General features: G+C 70.1%; 15 protein-coding genes and 1 tRNA gene. 7 read left to right on the forward strand and 9 right to left on the reverse strand.

Features of this window, described 5'->3' with window-relative positions; genetic code table 11:
- The first annotated feature begins 190 nt into the window (after positions 1-190).
- The 6 genes from ACIRON_RS14870 (at position 191) to ACIRON_RS14895 (ending at position 7928) form a co-directional block, all read left to right on the forward strand.
- On the forward strand, positions 191-2746 hold the full coding sequence (locus ACIRON_RS14870) for a LuxR C-terminal-related transcriptional regulator (RefSeq protein WP_402993049.1): 2556 nt from the start codon (positions 191-193) through the stop codon (positions 2744-2746).
- Positions 2747-2864: 118 nt separating this feature from the next.
- Positions 2865-3413, forward strand: a complete 549-nt coding sequence (locus ACIRON_RS14875; RefSeq protein ID WP_402993050.1) for a hypothetical protein — start codon at positions 2865-2867, stop codon at positions 3411-3413.
- Positions 3414-3439: 26 nt separating this feature from the next.
- Positions 3440-4588 (forward strand): DUF4331 family protein, encoded by a 1149-nt coding sequence (locus ACIRON_RS14880; protein ID WP_402993051.1) that lies wholly within the window; start codon positions 3440-3442, stop codon positions 4586-4588.
- 1 nt (position 4589) lies between these two features.
- Positions 4590-5951, forward strand: coding sequence for a Dyp-type peroxidase (locus ACIRON_RS14885; RefSeq protein WP_402993052.1), 1362 nt, complete (start codon positions 4590-4592; stop codon positions 5949-5951).
- Positions 5948-6808 carry an enoyl-CoA hydratase/isomerase family protein gene (locus ACIRON_RS14890; RefSeq protein WP_402993053.1) on the forward strand — a complete coding sequence of 287 codons (861 nt, stop codon included), beginning with the start codon at positions 5948-5950 and terminating at the stop codon, positions 6806-6808. Before ACIRON_RS14885 ends, ACIRON_RS14890 begins: the two co-directional genes overlap by 4 nt.
- Before the next feature lie 37 nt (positions 6809-6845).
- Positions 6846-7928 carry a sulfite oxidase gene (locus tag ACIRON_RS14895; protein WP_402993054.1) on the forward strand — a complete coding sequence of 361 codons (1083 nt, stop codon included), beginning with the start codon at positions 6846-6848 and terminating at the stop codon, positions 7926-7928.
- On the opposite strand, the gene ACIRON_RS14900 is transcribed toward ACIRON_RS14895, so the two are convergent.
- The 6 genes from ACIRON_RS14900 to ACIRON_RS14925 form a co-directional block, all read right to left on the reverse strand.
- Positions 7925-8851 (reverse strand): arginase family protein, encoded by a 927-nt coding sequence (locus tag ACIRON_RS14900; RefSeq protein ID WP_402993055.1) that lies wholly within the window; start codon positions 8849-8851, stop codon positions 7925-7927. The two genes, ACIRON_RS14895 and ACIRON_RS14900, sit on opposite strands and share 4 nt — an antisense overlap.
- Positions 8852-8888: 37 nt before the next feature.
- Positions 8889-11435 (reverse strand): ATP-dependent helicase HrpB, encoded by a 2547-nt coding sequence (gene hrpB, locus ACIRON_RS14905; protein WP_402993056.1) that lies wholly within the window; start codon positions 11433-11435, stop codon positions 8889-8891.
- Positions 11436-11454: 19 nt separating this feature from the next.
- Positions 11455-13107, reverse strand: coding sequence for a helicase (locus ACIRON_RS14910; RefSeq protein WP_402993057.1), 1653 nt, complete (start codon positions 13105-13107; stop codon positions 11455-11457).
- A 168-nt stretch (positions 13108-13275) separates the two neighbouring features.
- On the reverse strand, positions 13276-13755 hold the full coding sequence (locus ACIRON_RS14915) for a GNAT family N-acetyltransferase (RefSeq protein ID WP_402993058.1): 480 nt from the start codon (positions 13753-13755) through the stop codon (positions 13276-13278).
- 68 nt (positions 13756-13823) lie between these two features.
- Positions 13824-13909: transfer RNA gene (locus ACIRON_RS14920), tRNA-Leu, on the reverse strand.
- Positions 13910-13981: 72 nt separating this feature from the next.
- Positions 13982-14749, reverse strand: a complete 768-nt coding sequence (locus tag ACIRON_RS14925; protein ID WP_402993059.1) for a glycerophosphodiester phosphodiesterase — start codon at positions 14747-14749, stop codon at positions 13982-13984.
- A gap of 103 nt (positions 14750-14852) precedes the next feature.
- Here ACIRON_RS14925 and ACIRON_RS14930 point away from each other — a divergent pair, with 103 nt between their 5' ends.
- Positions 14853-16145 carry a M20/M25/M40 family metallo-hydrolase gene (locus ACIRON_RS14930; RefSeq protein ID WP_402993060.1) on the forward strand — a complete coding sequence of 431 codons (1293 nt, stop codon included), beginning with the start codon at positions 14853-14855 and terminating at the stop codon, positions 16143-16145.
- Positions 16146-16382: 237 nt separating this feature from the next.
- Here ACIRON_RS14930 and ACIRON_RS14935 read toward each other — a convergent pair whose 3' ends face one another.
- From ACIRON_RS14935 to ACIRON_RS14945, 3 genes are all read right to left on the reverse strand, one after another.
- Positions 16383-17225, reverse strand: coding sequence for an aminoglycoside phosphotransferase family protein (locus ACIRON_RS14935; protein ID WP_402993061.1), 843 nt, complete (start codon positions 17223-17225; stop codon positions 16383-16385).
- A 99-nt stretch (positions 17226-17324) separates the two neighbouring features.
- On the reverse strand, positions 17325-17882 hold the full coding sequence (locus ACIRON_RS14940) for a histidine phosphatase family protein (protein WP_402993062.1): 558 nt from the start codon (positions 17880-17882) through the stop codon (positions 17325-17327).
- A 46-nt stretch (positions 17883-17928) separates the two neighbouring features.
- Positions 17929-18108 (reverse strand): DUF5703 family protein, encoded by a 180-nt coding sequence (locus ACIRON_RS14945; RefSeq protein ID WP_040756208.1) that lies wholly within the window; start codon positions 18106-18108, stop codon positions 17929-17931.
- Between the last annotated feature and the right edge of the window lie 8 nt (positions 18109-18116).

The following is an 18116-nucleotide window of genomic DNA, read 5'->3' on the forward strand; positions in this document are numbered from 1 at the left end:
TGTACGGCATCAGGGCGTCGTACTAGCGTGGTGATCTCCTCGGGTCCCCCTTGCTCTATCCGTTGGGCGCTATAGCGCACTGGTTCGGTCAAGGAGGCAGGTCGACGCGATGGGACCTCACCCCGGTGACGGCTGGTTCGGCATCCCGACGGTTCCCTCGGGATATGCGCCGCGACCCCGCCTCCTACAGATGCTCGATCGCAGTGACGACTGCCCGCTCGTGCTGGTCAGCGCGCCGGCCGGGACCGGGAAGACGGCCCTGCTGGCGGACTGGGTCGCGGCGGGAGGGGAGCGGGATCGCACAGCGTGGATCACCTTCGAGGGGACGGATGTTGCGTTCTGGCCCGGTCTCCTCGGGTGCCTCGAAAGCCTGGGCGTTGCGGTTTCACCCGATACGGTCCGCCGGGACGAGGGCCTGCTCGACCGCCAGGTTCGCCGGGCGGTTGCGGAGGAGATCTGCGGCCACTCGGAACGACTGACGGTCGTGGTGGACGGACACGACCTGCTCTCTGCTGACCTTGCGGAAGATCTGGACTTCCTGCTGCGACATACCGGCGACCGGCTCCGGCTGGTGATGGCGACGCGGGCCGATCCGGTGCTTCCGATGTACCGGTACCGGCTCGACGACACGGTCGTCGAGGTGCGGATGTCGGACCTGGCCTTCACCGATGAGGAAGCCGGTGAGCTGACCCTGCGGGCAGGACTGACCCTGACGCCGGAATCCGTGCACGCGCTCAACGTCCGGACGAAGGGATGGGCGGCCGGGCTGCGGTTCGGCGCACAGCTGCTGCGGATGCGGCAGGATCCGAATGACGCTGTCGCGGAGATCGTCGGCGACACCGGCAACATCGCGGAGTACCTCGTGGGCGAGGTGCTCGCTGCGCAGAGCCCAGAAGTACGAGCCCTGCTGCTGGCGACGAGCATTCCCGACACGATCCAACCGGGCCTGGCCGAGGCGCTCGCCGGCCCCACGGCCGAACGTACGCTGAGCTTCCTGACCCGGGACAACGTGCTCATCGAGCCCGTTTCAGAGCATCCCGGGTGCTACCGCTATCACCCGCTCTTCCGGGATCTTCTTCGCGCCGTGCTCGCCTATGAGTCTCCTGACGAGTTGAGACGCCTGCAGCGAACAGCGGCCGAGTGGTACGCCCGCGACGGCCAGGTCACCGAGTCCGTCGGTCACTTCGTGGCGATCGAGGCTTGGGAGGAGGCGGCCGCTGAGGTGGTCGATGACCTGGCAGTCGGCCAGCTGCTGCTCGAGGACAGCACCAGCGCCTTGACCCGGTCGTTGCGGTCGATCCCGCCCGAGCTGGAGGACCCCGCATCCACCGTCGTGAGAGCGACCCTCGCGCTGGGAGCCGGCGACACCGCCGGGTTCACGAACGAGCTGGCCCAGGTGCGGACCGAGCCGGGTGAGATATCAGGGTCTCGTCTCTGGGCCACGAACGTCGCGGTCCGGGTGCTGGAAGCCGTCGGTGCGCAGGCGTCTGAGGACCCGAGCGAAGCGATGTCCCTCGCCACGGCGGCCGAACAGGCGTTGGAAGCGCCCGACCGCGGACCGAAGAGGAGCTCCCGTCCCGAGCTGGTTGCTCTCATCCTGCTCAGCAAGGGCATCGCTGCCCTGCGCCAGGGAAGGCTCGCGACGGCCGATGCGATGTTCAAGTCCGGTGTCGCAGCGGCCGTGGGAGCCGGGTCCGAGGCCGTGCTGGTGGAGTGCCTGGGCTACCAGGCCGTCATCGCCTGCTGCCGGGGCAAGCTCTCCAAGGCCGCGAAGCTCGGGGATCGAGCGATCGGTGAGGCCGACTGCGTTGGTGGCAACGCGGCTGACCGGTCGGCCGCCGCCCGGATAGCGCTGGGCTGGGTGGAGATGGAGAGGTACGACCTGCGCGCGGCAGCCGATCACGTTCAGGCGGTCGAGCGAACAGACCTGCTGCTGCGCGATCCGATTCCACATGCTTTTCTGGCCTTGGTCAGGGCGCGCCTCCAGGTGGCGCACGGTGACCGGCTGGGCGCGGTCGGCAGGCTCGAGCAGGCGGCCGCGGGAGTCACGGACGAGCGGGGTTGGCTCGGTCAGCAGCTCCGCATCGAGCTCGCCCACGTTCGATTCGCCGCTGGCGAGCCGGCGGCAGCCGAGGTCGAGGGCCTGGGCGACCAGCCCGAGGCGGCCCTCGTCGTCGGGCTCATGCAGCTGCACCTGGGTGATGCGAAGGCTGCAGACGCCGCGATGTCCACTGTCCTGTCCAAGCGGGCGGCTGTGCCGGTCCAGGTCGCCGGATGGCTGGTGGAGTGCACGCGTCGGCTCCACGACGGACCATCAGCGCGGGCACACGCGGCGCTCCACCGGGCACTCACGCTGGCCTCGCAGGAGCGAGTGCGACGCCCTTTCCACGAGGCGCCATCAGTGGTGCGACAGCTGCTCGTGCGGGACAAGCAGCTGAGCGCTGAGCACGAATGGCTCTTCGAGATCTCGATGGCGCCCTCGCGGGGGTCGTCCGTCCGGACGGGTGCACCGACCTCCGCCGCGGCGCGCCCGCCCGCACCCGTGTTCGAAGAGCTCACGGAGAAGGAGATGGAGGTCCTGGGTCATCTCGCGAACCTCCTCACGACCGAGGAGATCGCGAGCGTCATGTACATCTCCGTCAACACGATCCGCACCCACGTGCGCAACATCCTTCGGAAGCTGGGTGTCAGCCGCCGGAACGCCGCCGTCAGGCGTGCACGCGAGCTCGAGCTCCTACCGCAGTGAGTCGTCGTTGCGGCCCAGGTCCGCGTCGGCTCATCCGCAGGGGATGACGTCATCGGCGCGGACATGCTCCTACGGTCAGACGGCTGGAGTTTCATCTGCCGGAGACCTGGAGGAAGCCGTGACCACATCAGACGTGAGCGCTCCGAAGCCTGGGCTGAGCGTCGGGCCGACGAGCGAGTTCAGCCTGTTCTTCCGGGTCAAGCCCGATGAGGCGGCGCCCCTGCGCCATGCATTGCAGGCGCTCCAGGAGACGCCCGGCTACCGGCCGGGGGACTACGGTATGGCGATCCAGACCATCCATGAGGCGCGGTTCGTGCTGTTCGACGACGACACCCAGCTGGCGTTCATCACCAGCTTCGACGGGCCGTGGGATGCCTACATGGAGGACTTCTTCACCTCGGGTCCGACGCTGGCTCTCTTCGACGTGATCTTCAGCCACGTCGAGGGGTACGACGGACTGCCGGATCTGGCGGCCGTGCGCTCGTTCGTCCTGGGAGCCGAGCAGAGCGCCGCTGCGTACGCCCGAAACTACGGCGGCACGGTCAAGGAGATCCGCAAGGCGCAACGCGTGAACAGCGCCTTCCAACAGGTCCTCGACCACCCGCAGGCCGCCGAGATCCTCGAGCACCCCGCGATGCAGCCGTTGCTCGACGAGGCCGCCGACTAGCCCCGTGGGCCGGTCGAGGAGCAACAGTGTCTGACCACATCTCAGGGCCGCGCGCCCTCGCCGATCCGATCGCGGACATCACCGACTTCTACGCCTTCCCGAGCCCCGACTCCCCAGGCCGCCTCGTACTCGTGATGAACACGCTGCCGATGGCGAAACCCGACGACCTGTTCTCAGCGGGGTTGCTCTACCGCTTCCGACTGCGGCCGCTGAGCGCACCTGCCTCCGGGTCGGCAAGCTGGATGTTCGTCCCGGGCGAGGACGAAGTGGTTCTCGACTGCGTCTTCGACCCGCCGGAGCACGTGACGAACCCGGATACCGGTCGACCGGACCACGAGCAGCGGGGCAGCTGCGTGACTCCGACCGGGGAGACGGTCACCTTCGGTGTCAACGACGAGATCGGAGGTACCGGCGGCGGTCTACGCGTCTTCGCCGGGGTGCGCTGGGACCCGTTCATCATGGACGCCCGCGCCGCGCTGGCCACGATCGCGACGCGGAAGCTCGCGTTCACCGAGGAGGGGTCGATCTTCCTGGACGGCAAGAACGTGCTGAGCATCGTGGTCGAGATCGACTCCGGTCTGCTGCCCGGCGGGATGCTCGTGGGCGTTGTCGCCGAGACCTTGACCCGCGGCGAGTTCAACGTCCGCATCGAGCGGGTCGGCCGGCCCGAGGTGAAGAACATGATGCTGGCTCCCAAGGACTTCGACCAGGTCAACCGGGATCTGGAGATCCGCGATCTCTACAACATGGAGGACGCCTTCCACCTCGGGGAGTCGTACTACGGGGCATTCCGGGCACGCCTGGATGCCAACCTCGCGTTCTGGGACTGCCTCGACGGCAAGCGGGACTGGCCTCTCGGAGAGGACGGGAGCCACCCGCTCACCGACCTCGTCCTCGCCGACTACCTGGTCGTCGACGCCGGCTTCCCGTACGCCGAGCAGGGGTCCTTCCTCGAGATCGAGCTGGCCGCCCGACGTGGCGAGCCGCACCGGACGTGCGGGGGACGGGCCTTGAACGACGACGTGATGGACGCGCTCTTCACCCAGCTCGTCAACGCCGGCCACGGCCCCACGATCAGTGATGGCGTCGACTCCGCAAGTCGCCCGGCCACCGTCACGTTCCCGTATCTGGTCGCGGCGAACCCGGACCCGCCCGAACCTCCGGAGCATCACTGACATGGACGAGACATCCCTCGAGCTGGACGACATCCAGTCCGGTGCGCTGTTCGAGCGCCCCTCGCCGTACGTCGGTGTCTACCTGCTGCTCAGCATCCGCGACGGCCGCGACGGCCGTGAGCTGGTCCGGCGGCTGCACCGGCTCCTCGCCTCCGCCGGCGAGGCCAGCGAGGCGGGGGAGACCTCGCTGACGGTCGCGTTCACCTACCACGGACTGAAGGCGCTCGGCGTGCCGGAGGAGTCCCTCGAGAGCTTCGCCCCCGAGTTCCGGCAGGGCATGGCGGCTCGGGCCGAGATCCTGGGCGACGTCGGTGAGAGTGGTCCCGACCGCTGGGAGAAACCCCTGGGCAGCGCCGACGTGCACGTCGCCATCTCCGTCCTCGCCCCGGACGAGGACCGGCTCCGGTCGGTCGCCGACCGGGCCCGCCGAGCCCATGCCGAGCTGCCCGGGATCGAGCTCATCTGGCGCCAGGACTGCTACCAGCTCGCGACGGGACGTACGTCGTTCGGCTTCAAGGACGGCATCGGCCAACCGGCCGTCGAAGGCAGCGGCCGACCTGCCACCGACTCGCGCGAGCCCCCGCTCAAGGCCGGAGAGATCGTCCTCGGCTACCCCGACGAGACGGGCGAGCTCGCTCCGATGCCGTTGCCTGAGGTGCTGGGACGAAACGGGACGTACGTCGTGTTCCGCAAGCTGCACACCAAGGTGGCGGCGTACCGGTCCTATCTGCGTGCGCGGGCGCACTCGCGTGCCGAGGAGGATCTGCTCGGGGCGAAGATGGTCGGTCGCTGGCAGAGCGGCGCCCCGCTCGCGCTCGCGCCGGAACGCGACGACCCGGAGCTCGGGAGCGACCCGCTCCGCAACAACGACTTCGCCTACGGGGACGACCCGCGCGGCTTCAAGTGCCCGGTCGGTGCGCACGCGCGCCGCGCCAACCCTCGCGACGCCTTGGACCAGGAGGGCAGCGTCGACGTGCGGCTGCACCGGATGATTCGCCGCGGCACCAGCTATGGCCCGGCACTGCCCGATGGCGTGCTCGAGGACGACGGGGCCGATCGCGGCATCATCTTCGTGTTCGCCGGCGCGCACCTGAAACGGCAGTTCGAGTTCGTGAAGACCCAATGGCTCAACGACGGGATCTTCATCGGCGCCCCGCTCGAGGCCGACCCTCTCGTCGGCTCGCACGGCGAGGCGGGAACGTTCACGATCCCGCAACGACCGATCCGGCGCCGGCTCCAGGACCTGCCGCCGTTCGTGGTCACCCGCGGCGGCGAGTACTGCTTCGCCCCGAGCCTGAGCGCGCTGCGCTGGCTCGCAGACCTGCAACCCGACGACCCGGCAACCCAGAGAGGAAGCAGATGAGCACCTCGAGCACCGACCGCTGGGACGCACTCGACTTCGCCCCACCGGCCCCCGACATCGAGGAGACCGAACCATCGGTCCTCCTCGACTATCTCTCCGACGGAAGCATCGCCCGGATCACTCTCAACCGCCCGCATGCCGACAACGCGATCTCGACCGAGATGGGCGCCCGGCTGACCGAGGCCGTCGAGGAGATCGCGGTGCGAACCGGCGTACGCGTCGTCATCCTGACAGGTGCCGGGGACCGCGCGTTCTCGGTCGGCAGCGACCTGCGTCAGCGCAAGGCGATGACCAAGGAGGACTGGCTGCGCCAGCGCCAGGCCTTCGACCGCACCCTGTACACCGTGCGTCAGCTGCGCAAGCCGATCTTCACCGCCGTCAACGGCATCGCGTACGGCGGCGGTTGCGAGCTGGCGCAGAGCACCGACTTCATCATCGCCTCGACCACCGCGAGGTTCGGCCAGCCCGAGGCGATGCTCGGCCTGGCGGCCGGGGGCGGCTCGCCGGCCCTGCTGCCTCGCCTGCTGCCGCGCGGCAAGGCGCTGCAGATGCTGATGACCGGCGACCCGGTCTCCTCGGCCGAGGCGTACCGGCTGGGCATGGTCAACGAGCTGCACGAACCCGGCGACCTCGCCTCAGCGGCGCTGGGCATCGCGGAGAAGATCGCCGGCAACTCGCCGACCGCGGTCCAGGCGGTGAAGCGGGCGGTGCACCTGGGTGAGGGGCAGCCGATCGAGGAAGCCATCGCGATCATGATGGATGCCCACTGGCGCTCCGCGGTCCACCCCGACCGGGTCGAGGGCATCGGCGCCTTCAACGACGGCCGCGAACCCACCTTCGCCGACTCCGACTTCTGAACCCACCCGCGATCCGTCCCCAGGAGGCTGAACCGACATGACCGTTGCCGATGAGCTGGAGACGGCCCGCGCCGCTCTGGTGATGATCAACCCCTCGCCCTACAACGCCGAGGCGCCACCGGCCGGCCTGGCCACGGACGTCACTCCGACCGCGCTCCACTACGTGCGCAGCAACTTCGCGGTGCCCGACCACGACGGCACCCTCGAGATCGGCGGCGCGGTCGGCAAGCCCACGACCCTGACGCTCGAGGACCTTCGTGCGATGCCCGCCCACGACCGCACGGTCACCCTCGAGTGCGCAGGCAACGGGCGCCTGGAGATGAGACCGCTGCCGACCGGGGAGCCGTGGGGAGACTTCGCCGTCTCCACGGCACGGTGGACCGGAGCCCTGCTCCACGAGGTTCTCGCAGAGGTCGAGCCGGCGCCCGACGGGGTCGAGCTGCTCGCCACCGGCGCCGACCACGGGCCCTACCACCTGCAGGCGGTCCTTCCGGAGACCGACCAGGACGACCTCACCTTCACCCGCGCGCTGCCACTGTCGCAGGCCACCGACCCCGACTCCGGGATCCTCATCGCCTACGAGATGAACGGCCGTCCTCTCGGAGGTGACCACGGCGCCCCGTTCCGGCTGATCGTCCCGCACTGGTACGCCGTCGCGTCCGTGAAGTGGCTCCGACGCCTCGAGGTCCTCACCGAGCCGTACACCGGAGAGTTCCAGACCGGTCACTACATCTACGAATGGCCCGATCGGCCCCATGAGCCCGTCACCCTGATGCGGGTTCGCGCCCGCATCACCGAGCCCGCACCCGGCTCGGTCCTCACCCAGGAGACCTGCACGGTCCGCGGGAAGGCCTGGTCAGGCACCGGTCCGGTCACGAAGGTCGAGGTCAGCCTCACTGGAGCGGGCGACTGGCGGCCGGCTCAGTTGGAGCCGGCCGCCGCGGGCGACTTCGGGTGGCAGGACTGGAGCTTCACCTGGGACGCGATCGGCATCGGCCGGCACACCCTTCGAGCCAGAGCGACCGACGCCGCCGGAAACGTACAGCCCGACGTACCGCCGTGGAACCGCCTGGGCTACGGGAACAACGCCATCGAAGTCATCTACGTCGACCGCCACTAGACGAGGTCGGCGTGGCGGAGGAAGAGGCACTCCGTCGCCACCTGCGCGGCGAGGCTCGCGGTGATGCCCAGGTGGTCGTGCGGCGGGCTGACGGTGTTGATGTCGAAGGCCGCGAACTCGAGCCCGCGCAAGCCGCGCAGGATCGTCAGCCCCTCGCGTACGGTGATGCCGCCCCAGGACGGCGTGACGACGCCCGGCGAGACCGAGGGGTCGAAGACGTCCATGTCCCAGCAGAGGTAGATCGGCACACCGGCGAGCCGTTCCCGAAGGCGGGCGACGAGCGCGGGGATGCCCATCGCAACGATCCGGTCCATCGTGATGACCTCGTAGCCGAGGTCGGTCGCCACGCCGACGATGCCGGGGCGCCCGTCGTAGGCGGTGTCGCGCATCCCGACGTGCAGAGATCCTGCCGGATCGATGAGTCCCTCGCGGACCGCGTGCACGAATGTGTTGGCGTTGTTGTACTCGTAGGGGTAGATGCCCTCGTAGGCGTCGGTGTGGGCGTCGAAGTGCAGCACCGCGAACTCGCGCCCGAGGGTCTTCCTGAGCGCGCGCAGCTGCGGCAGGGTCACGGCGCCGTCGCCGCCGAAGGTCAGTGGGGTCGCGCCGGCGGCGAGGATCGCGGCGACTCCGGCTTCGACCGCGTCGAAGCTCTGCTCGACGTTGCCCGGCAGCACCCTCGCGTCGCCCGTGTCGACGACGCCGAGCTCGCCCAGCAGGTCGACGTCGAAGCCGTCCAGGTGCTCGGCGACGAGGGCGGAGTGGGTGCGTACGTGGGCCGGGCCCGAGCGCGCGCCGACCCGGGTCGGGTGATAGCCCATGTCGAAGGGCACGCCCATGACGGCGACCGAACTGGTCGCGTCCGCAGGGCGGGCGGGAACCCCGAAGAGGGTGCCGACGGGAGCGAGCGAGGCGTTGTCCATGCGCTCAGCATGTCAGGACCAGATGTCGTCCCGCCGCTCACCTTCGGCGGGGTTGGTTCGTACGCGCGGTGGGTGGTGCGCTGCGGGGATCCTCCGGCCAGGCGTGCTTGGGGTAGCGCCCACGCAGATCAGCACGAACGCCGGGGTAGCCGTTCTCCCAGAAGGACTCCAAGTCTGCCGTGACGGCTGCGGGGCGTCGCGCGGGGGAGAGCAGATGCAGCAGCAGCGGGACGTGGCCGTCCGCGAGGGCCGGCGCTGCGGTCCAGCCGAAGACCTCTTGGATTCGCACAGCGAGCACCGGTTGTTCGGCGGAGTAGTCGATCCGCACTCTCGACCCACTGGGGACCTGCACTCGCTCGGGAGCCAGATCGTCGAGCCTGTTTGCCTGCGGCCACGGCACCATCGCCCGCAGCGCGGCAGCCACGTCGACGCGACGAAGATCCTGGGCCGAGCGAACCCGCGCCAGCTGGGGCCCGAGCCACGACTGGAGGTTCTGCGTCAGTGCCACGTCGCTCACATCGGGCCACGGGTCACCGAGCGCACGGTGCAGGAAGTCAAGGCGGGCGCGCAGCGCCGTCGCCGCCTCCGACCAGGCGAAGAGAGCGATTCCCTCGCTCGCCACCGCCTCTCGGATCGCTTCGGTCACGGCGTCGGCCGGTGGATCGCTGAGGGGGACGGAGCGGAGCTCGATCGCGCCCAGCAGCGTACGCCGGCGAGCCAGCACCCGCTCTCCGGTCCAGGTGACCTCGTCCACCTCGGTCCACAAGGACCCTGCCGCCTCCAGCGCGAGGTCCTCGGTGAGCGGGGCCGCCGCTCGGATCCGGGCGTCACGTTGCCCGGGCCGCCGCTCCGCGTCCCCGACCGCGAGCCACTCCAGTCCGACCAAGGGCCCCGGGGCACGCGGGTCGAGCGCCGCGCCCGTCCCGGACGCCATCAGGTAGCTCGGGGCACTCGAACGCTTGCGCGCAATCCGGTCCGGGTGCGCCAGCGCCACCACCAGCCCCACCGCCACGTCATCGGTGAGTGCTCGGGCTGCCTGGGAATGGTCCGACGCGCTGCTCCGGCCGTCAGTGGGGCCCTGCTTCTCGACGATCTTCTCCAGGCGGGTGGCCTGGCTGCGCCACGAGCCCGCGCGCTGGTTGCCACGGAGCGACCGAAGTGCAGCAACCAGGTCCCCGCCGGGAGCGCGTACGTCATCGCTCAGCATCGCGACCACCTCCGAGGCGCGCCTGGCCCCGACGAGACCAGCCCCGTCGATGAGGGCACGCGCCAGCCTGGGGTCGGCCGGCACGCCGGCGATCACCCGGCCCCGCGAGGTGGCTCTTCCGTCGGCGGTCATCGCCCCCAGATCCACCAGCACGTCCTTGGCCGCCGACATCGCGTGCGCCGGCGGCTGGTCGAGCAGCGCCAGGTCCTGTGCTTCCTGAGTGCCCCAGCACGCCACCTCCAAGGCGAAGGCCGTCAGGTCGGCGGTCGCGATCTCGGGCTCCGGGTGCGCGGCCAGGTGCGCGTGCTCCGCCTCGGACCAACAACGCAGCACGACACCCGGCCCCAGCCGGCCGGCCCGACCCGCCCGCTGCTCGGCCGCCGCCCGGCTCACCGCGACGGTGACCAGAGAAGCCAGTCCACGACGGTGATCGGTGCGCGGCTCGCGTGAGAATCCGGCATCCACCACGACACGTACGCCGGGCACCGTCAGCGAAGACTCGGCGACCGCGGTCGAGACGATCACTCGTCGGCGCGGGCCCTCGCTGAGCGCACGATCCTGCTCGGCGCCGGACAGCCGTCCGTGCAGGGCGTGCACGGCCGCGTCCACGCCGGCAAGGCGGCGTACGGTCGCCTCGACCTCCGCGACACCCGGCACGAAGACCAGGACGTCACCCTCGTGCTCGACGAGCGCACGACGTACGGTCGCTGCGACATGGTCGTGGAAGGCCGGGGTGATGCCCCGGTCGTCGGTGCGGCGCACCCCAGCAGGCGGCGGGCACCAGACCGCTTGGACCGGGTGCAGCGCACCCAGGACGCGGATCACCGGAGCGGTGTCGATCCCACCGAGCAGTGCGGCGGTCCGTTCGGCCTCGATGGTGGCCGACATCGCCACCAGGGACAGGTCCTCACGCAGGTGGGCCCGGACGTCGATGAGCAGCGCCAAGGTCAGGTCGGCGTCGAGGTGGCGCTCGTGTACTTCGTCGAGCACGACGGCCCCGACGCCGACCAACTCGGGATCGTGCTGGATCCGCCGCAGCAGCAGACCGGTCGTGACGATCTCGACACGGGTACGTCGACTGGTGCGTCGGTCTCCGCGCACGGAGTATCCGACCGTTTCGCCAACCGGTTCGCCCAGCAGGTGCGCCAGCCGACGGGCCGCAGCACGGGCTGCGATGCGGCTGGGCTGCGTGACGACGACCCGTCCGGCGACGACCTCGGCGACCGCCGGCGGGACCAAGGTCGTCTTGCCGGTGCCCGGCGGTGCGTGGACCACCGCGGCTCCGTGGGCACGAAGCGCCTCGTCGAGAGCGGCCAAGCCGGCGGTGACCGGGAGATCGGGCGGCGCGGCGAGCAGACTGCGCAGAGGGTCGGACACTCCTGCAGTGTGCCTGAGGTCAGGCGCCGTCCTCGGTCAGGGTGGTGCAGGGAAGCCAGTCGGCGCCGAGGATCTGGGCGACGGCGGTGAGGCCGGTGGTGTCGCTTCCCACGGTGGCAGAGGCCGCAGCGATCCGCTCGACCATCACCCTGCCGACCTGCTCCTCGACGGTGCCCTCGGCGTAGGCGATGTGCCACGGCGAGAGCTGGTGGTCGCGGTGGGTGCGGCCGGTCACCTGCCGTCCCGCGATGCCCGAGAAGCGAGCCTGGTGGAAGACGCCGACCCGCGGCTCGCTGCTCGCCCGGCGACCGTCGGCGAGGGTTTCGCCGGCGTGCAGGCTGATCGAGGCGACCGTGGTGAAGACGCAGACCTTCGCCTGCCCGGTCTGGAACCGGAGCCGCTCGGCCTCTGCGTCGAATCGGTCGCGGCCGTAGATCGTGGCGACCTCGAGGCCGGAGTCACGCAGCCGGTCGGCGATCGGATCGGCGGCGGTCGCGACGAACTCGACCGAGCACGCCACCTGTCGCTCGGCTTCGACCTGCTGGACGATCCAGGCGACCGTGGAATCGACGCGTATCAGCCCGGCCTTCTGCCGGAAGCGCAGCAGCGCCGCCCGCCCCTTGGTGACATTGCGGCCACGCCGGGCGATGTCCATCTCGTGGCAGAACTCTCCCCATTCGGCCTCGTACGCCGTCCGCTCCGACGGCGTGAGTGCCACCGGCATGCCGGAGATCGGCACCGGCCCCCACGGCGCCGCGCGGTGCAGCATCGCGGGCGGCCGCTCGTCCTCGAGCCAGCCGCGTACCAGTTTGAGGTCCGCGGCGCGCCGCGCCGGGTCCGCGGTCCACGTTGCGCCGTAGCGTCCCCGCTCGACCCCGACGCCGTTGCGCTCGAGCGCGGTGGCGAACGTGACGCCGGGTTGGGTCGCCGAGGTCCATTCCTGCATCGGCTCGCCGAGGACCTGCGCATAGGCCGGGGCGAGATATGGCAGGTCGAGCGGCGTGTGTCCGGGCGTCGCGGTCGTCGCGATGACGAAGGGTGCCTTGTCGTGCGGCCGTCCGTGGCCCGAGATCCGCGCCCAGAGCTTCCACCGTTTCGTTGTCGTACGTCGCAGCGCGTGGGCCTCGTCCGCGATGATGACGTCCCATGCGTGATCCTTGACCTTCTCCAGGCGGTCCCACGTGATCACGACCCATTCGAGACCGCCGTCGCCCAGCGCCGTGATCGTGCGGCACCAGTGGCCGATCGTGATCGCGGCGGGACGGTCGGCTACGACCAGCACCCGTCGCGCACCGCGGAGGTCGCCCACCGCCGTCGCCCCGAGGACCGCCGAGATCGTCTTGCCCACGCCGGGCTCATCGGCCAGCAGGAACTGCCGTCCGCCCGCGGTAGCGCGCGCCGCGATAGCGTCGGCAGCCTCGTACTGGATCTGCCGCGGCTCGAGCGCGTCGGTCGCCCAGAGGCTCTGCGTCGGCGTGTCGGGATTGAGGGTGCTCTCGATGAACCGACCGAGCGTGTACGGACCCGGAACGTAGGGCGCGAGGTGCGCCGGCACAGCGTGCCCGACGTACAGGTGGGCCTTGACTTCCGGGTGCCAGGTGGCGCCCTCGACCTGGGTGCCGTAAGGGACGTCGAGCACCCACAGCCGCTCGCCCGGACCGACGGCCGGCAACGGCCGCTTCGGTTGTCGCGTCCCGCTCCGGCGCGGACGCCCGCCGCGGCGACGAGCACTGGATCGGCGAGGACTGGCCACCCCCCGACGCTATCGGGGTCTCCTTCATGTGCGGTGCCGGCTCGCCCACGTCGCTCAGAGACGCCTCGACTTGAGCGTTGCCGTCGGTCACTTCACGAGCTGTAGCTCCTCGACCCGCAGCGCGGATCCTTCCCGAAGCGGCTCCCACACACCGGTCGGCTTGAAGCCGTGGACGACATAGAGCCGGCGCGCGGCTTCGTTGCCCTCGGTCACGTGCAGGCGTACGCCGAGGTCGCGGTCGCGGCACCAGTTCACCAGATCGGTGAGGAGCCCGGCGGCGTACCCACGGCCGCGTGCCTCGGGTGCGGTCCACATGCCCCAGATGTAGGCGACGGTGCTGTCCTGGGGAGTGAAGGCGCCGCCCATCGCGACTCCTCGGCCGTCTTCCAGCACCATCAGGATCGGTGATGGCCCCGCGGACCGCCGCAGCCAGACGTCGTCCGTGAACGCCTGGGCCTCAGGCAGCGTCGTTCTGAAGGCATCGGGTGAGTCGGCCAGCGCCCGCAGGCTGACGTCGCGGAGGAGAGACCAGTCATCGGCGGTGATGGTGCGTACCTCGAGGTTCATGGCACCGAGGTTGGCAGCAGCTCTCCGGAAATGCGAGAAACCCCAGGTCTCCCTGGGGTTTCTCTCTGTGCGCGAGGGGGGACTTGAACCCCCACCCACTAATACGTGGACTAGCACCTCAAGCTAGCGCGTCTGCCTATTCCGCCACCCGCGCGCAACAAGAAGAACATTATCAGGAGGCCGTCCCGGTGCCGAATCGGGATGGCCCTATGCGCACACGCCCAGGTCAGGCTGGGAGAAGAGCGCGTGCGGGGTGGTTGCTGGTGACCATCCAGACCCGCTTGTCGTACACGAAACGGCGCAGACGGCCGGGGTTGTCGACGGTCCAGACCAGGACCTTGATGTTGCGGCGATGCGCCCAGCGCAGCAGCCAGACATCGGCGAGGCGCTGCTCGACGACGACCAGGTTGGAGCGGCAGCGGCGGATGCGGCCCTCGGGGAAGAACTCCGAGAGCTTGAGCCGGAACAGCTTGAACGGGTGATGGCGGAAGTCGACGCCGCCGAGGGAGAGCCCGACCAGCGTCGAGGGGGAGCGGAGGTCGGCCCAGTCGCGCAGGGCGCGTACGGACTCGTCGACCATCGTGGTCACGATGAAGCTCTCGTTCATCACCTCGAGGGCGATCTCGGCTGCGTCGACCTCTTGCGCGAGCCCGAGGTGGTTCGACGGCGAGGCGAACTTGAGGTCGATGTGGGCGTGCTTGCCGTGGGCGGCGAGCAACTCGAGGGCCTCCCGGTAGCGCACCAGGTGGAACGGCGCGAGCCGCGCCAGGGCGGCGTAGGACCGCTCCGCAATCCGGACCCGGCGGCCGATGCGGTCGCGGATGTGGCCGTCGTGGTGGAGGACGAACTCGCCGTCGCGGGTGCGGTGCACGTCGAACTCGACGTAGTCGACCTCCATCCGTACGGCCTCCAGCAGCGACTCCCAGGAGTTGTCACGGTGCCCCGACTGACGCGCCGCGGCGCGGTGGGCGGAGAGGAGGGCACGCTTCTGCATGCGTCCATAGAAACCGATTTAACAGACCGTTCCGAATCCTCAGGTTGCGCATAGGTGGACGTCAGGGGGCGGTTTGTCGCACCCGGTCGATACGGTGGCAACTATGACCAGCGCCGAGAACGAGGTCGTCGACCTCTGCCGTGACCTGATCCGCATCGACACCAGCAACTACGGCAACGACCCGGGGCCGGGGGAGCGGAAGGCGGCCGAGTACGTCGCGGCGCAGCTCGACGAGGTCGGGATCTCCTCCGAGATCTACGAGTCGGAGCACGGCCGGGCATCGGTCGTCGCGCAATGGGGCGGGTCCTCCGGTGACGGGCTGCTCCTGCACGGTCACCTCGACGTAGTCCCCGCCGCGGCGGAGGACTGGCGGATCGACCCCTTCTCGGGGGAGATCCAGGAGGGCTACGTGTGGGGGCGGGGGGCCGTCGACATGAAGGACTTCGACGCGATGCTGCTCGCGGTCGTCCGTGAGCGCCAGCGCACGGGAAGGATCCCGGAGCGCCCGATCACGCTCGCCTTCACCGCCGACGAGGAGGCCGGCGGGATGAAGGGCGCCCACGTGCTCGTCGAGGACCACCCCGACCTGCTCGCCCACTGCACCGAGGCGGTCGGTGAGGTCGGTGGCTTCTCGACGACGGTGAAGGGACGCCGCCTCTATCTCATCGAGGCTGCCGAGAAGGGCATGGCCTGGATGAAGCTGACGGCCCGTGGCACCGCCGGGCACGGCTCGATGATCAACCGCGACAACCCGATCACCCGGCTCTCCGGCGCGATCGCGCGTATCGGCGCCCACGAGTGGCCGGTGCAGCTGACCCCGACGATGCAGACGCTGCTCGCCGCGGTCGGCGAGATCGCGGGGGAGGAGCCCACCCCGGAGAACGCCGAGCGGCTCGTCGAGGAGTTCGGCCCGGCCGCCCGGATGATCGGCGCCACCCTGCGCAACGTGACCAATCCGACCATGACCAGCGCCGGCTACAAGGTCAACGTCATCCCCACCGAGGCCACCGCTCACGTCGACGGCCGCTTCCTGCCGGGCTTCGAGGACGACTTCTTCGAGACGCTGCGTAAGCTGTGCGGGGACGGGATCGACATCGAGTTCGACCAGAACCAGATGCCGTGGGAGACCCCGTACGACGGCGCCCTCGTCGCCGCGATGGAGCGCTCGCTGATCGCCGAGGACCCCGACGCCCTGGTCGCCCCCTACCTCATGTCCGCCGGCACCGACGCCAAGCACTTCAAGCGGCTCGGGATGAGGACGTACGGCTTCGCGCCGCTGCGGCTGCCCGAGGAGCTCGACTTCACCGCGCTCTTCCACGGCGTGGACGAGCGGGTCCCGGTCGACGCGCTCCAGTTCGGCGCGCGCGTCATGGACCGCTTCCTCGATCAGGTCTGAGGAACCGAACGCGCCGAGTCGGCTCGAACTGACGGCAACCAGCGTCGAGTCGGCTCGTTGTGACGGGAACCCCGCCGAGTCGGCTCGTTATGACGAGCCGACTCGGCGGGGTTAGTCGTCAGGATGAGCCGACTCGGCGGGGTTAGTCGTCAGGATGAGCCGACTCGGCGGGGTTAGTCGTCAGGATGAGCCGACTCGGCGGGGTTTGTCGTCAGGATGAGCCGACTCGGCGTCGGATCAGGGGACTAGGGCCGAGAGGGTGTTCTGGCTCAGGGCGGCGACCTCGGCGTGGCCGGTGCGGTGGGCCCAGGCCGCGACGGAGATGGCGTCGCGGACCTGGAGGCGGTGCCAGGCCTCGGGCTCGCGGGGGTCGGAGCCGTAGCCCTCGAGGAAGGCCTTCTCGAAGGTGTCGTCACGGACGAAGTCCTGCGCGGAGAGCCGGGAGAGGTCGTAGAGGGCCGGGCGGAAGCCGAAACGGCCGGAGTCGATGACGCGCACCATGCCGGCGTCGAGGACCCAGCTGGTCGGCTGCCAGTCGCCGTGGGTGGGGACGAGGACCGTCGTCGGCGTCGGCCATGAGGTGATCTCGGTGCGAAGACGCTCGGTGAGGTCGGCCTCGAGACCCGTCCCGTCCAGTGCGGCGAGGGCGCGCTCGTCGAGCTCCGGCTCGTAGTCCTCGTCCTCGACGCGGGCCTGGCCGTGGAACGTCGCCAGCAGCTCACCCGCCTGGCGGTAGATCTCCGGGTCGTGGATCGCTGTCGACGTGCTCGCCGGCTCGCCATCGAGGTGGGTCATCACGATGATGCGGGCGTCCAGGTCGGCCTCGACGAGGCTCGGCGCGCGGCCGGCGTCGGCCCAGGGGGCCAGCCAGCTGCGGTGGGCCGCGAGCTCGCGATCGAGGTGGCGTACGCCTTCTGCCGTGGTCTTCACCAGGAACCGTTCCTCACCGGCGGAGAGCACGAGTGCGGTGGTGCCGGCGCGGTGCAGTGCGCTGCGGTCGGTGACCAGCTCGGCTCCGGGGAGCCACTGGTCGAGGAGGTCGCGCTGGGTGGGGGTCAGGGTGTCGAGTGCCGAGATCACGGGGCGGATCCTGCCAGCGCCGTGCAGGCCCCAGCTGCCATGTCGCGGCGAGATGTCCATGTTGTTGGCGCCTTGTGGGCGCCGCTTATCCAGATCGGCTCAGATCGGCAGGATGACCTCGGCGTTGAACGTCTCGACGACGGGCTCGCCGGCGAGGTTGGGGCCGATGCTGGTGAGGGTCGCGTTGCCGATCGGGCCGATCCGCATCCAGGTCGCCGGCGGGGCGTTGAGCACCTCGCGTACGAACCAGGCGACCACGAACGCGTGGGTGACCAGCACGACCTCCTCGTCGTGATGCGCGGACCAGAGCCTGTGCCAGGCCGCGGTGAGGTCGGCGCCGTCGAGGTCCGCCTCGGCCTCGGGAACGTCCTCGAACCACTCCCAGCGGTGGGTCGGGTAGTCGCCACGACGCTCCGGCGACGGCACCGGGGTGCGGTCGAGGAGAAGGTCGGAGGGCACCGGCCCCGCACCCAGGTTCTCGGTGAGGAGGGAGGCCGTCTCGGTCGTACGCCGGCTCGGGCCGTGCAGGACCTGGCGGACCGGACGGAACGCGAGACGGTTGGCGAGTGACTGGACCTGGCGACGGCCGAGATCGGAGAGGCCGGGGTCGTCAGTGTCCCCGCCGGCGGCTTCGCCGTGGCGTACGAGATGGATCACTCGCAGGACCCTATTATCTGGACGCGCGAGGGGCGCGGAGACGCGCTCAGACCGTGAGTCGCTGCCGGATGATCTTGCGCCGAAGCGTCACCCGGCGGGTGCCGTCGGCGGTGATCCGGACGCGGTCTAGCTCCCAGCCGCCGTGCTCGGCGCGCTCGACGAGGAGCTTGGTGACGATGTTGCGGGAGAACTCACGCGAGAAGGTCACCTTGTCGTACTCCCACATCACTCCAG

Source organism: Nocardioides sp. NPDC101246, from assembly GCF_044767415.1.
Taxonomy (GTDB): Bacteria; Actinomycetota; Actinomycetes; order Propionibacteriales; family Nocardioidaceae; genus Nocardioides.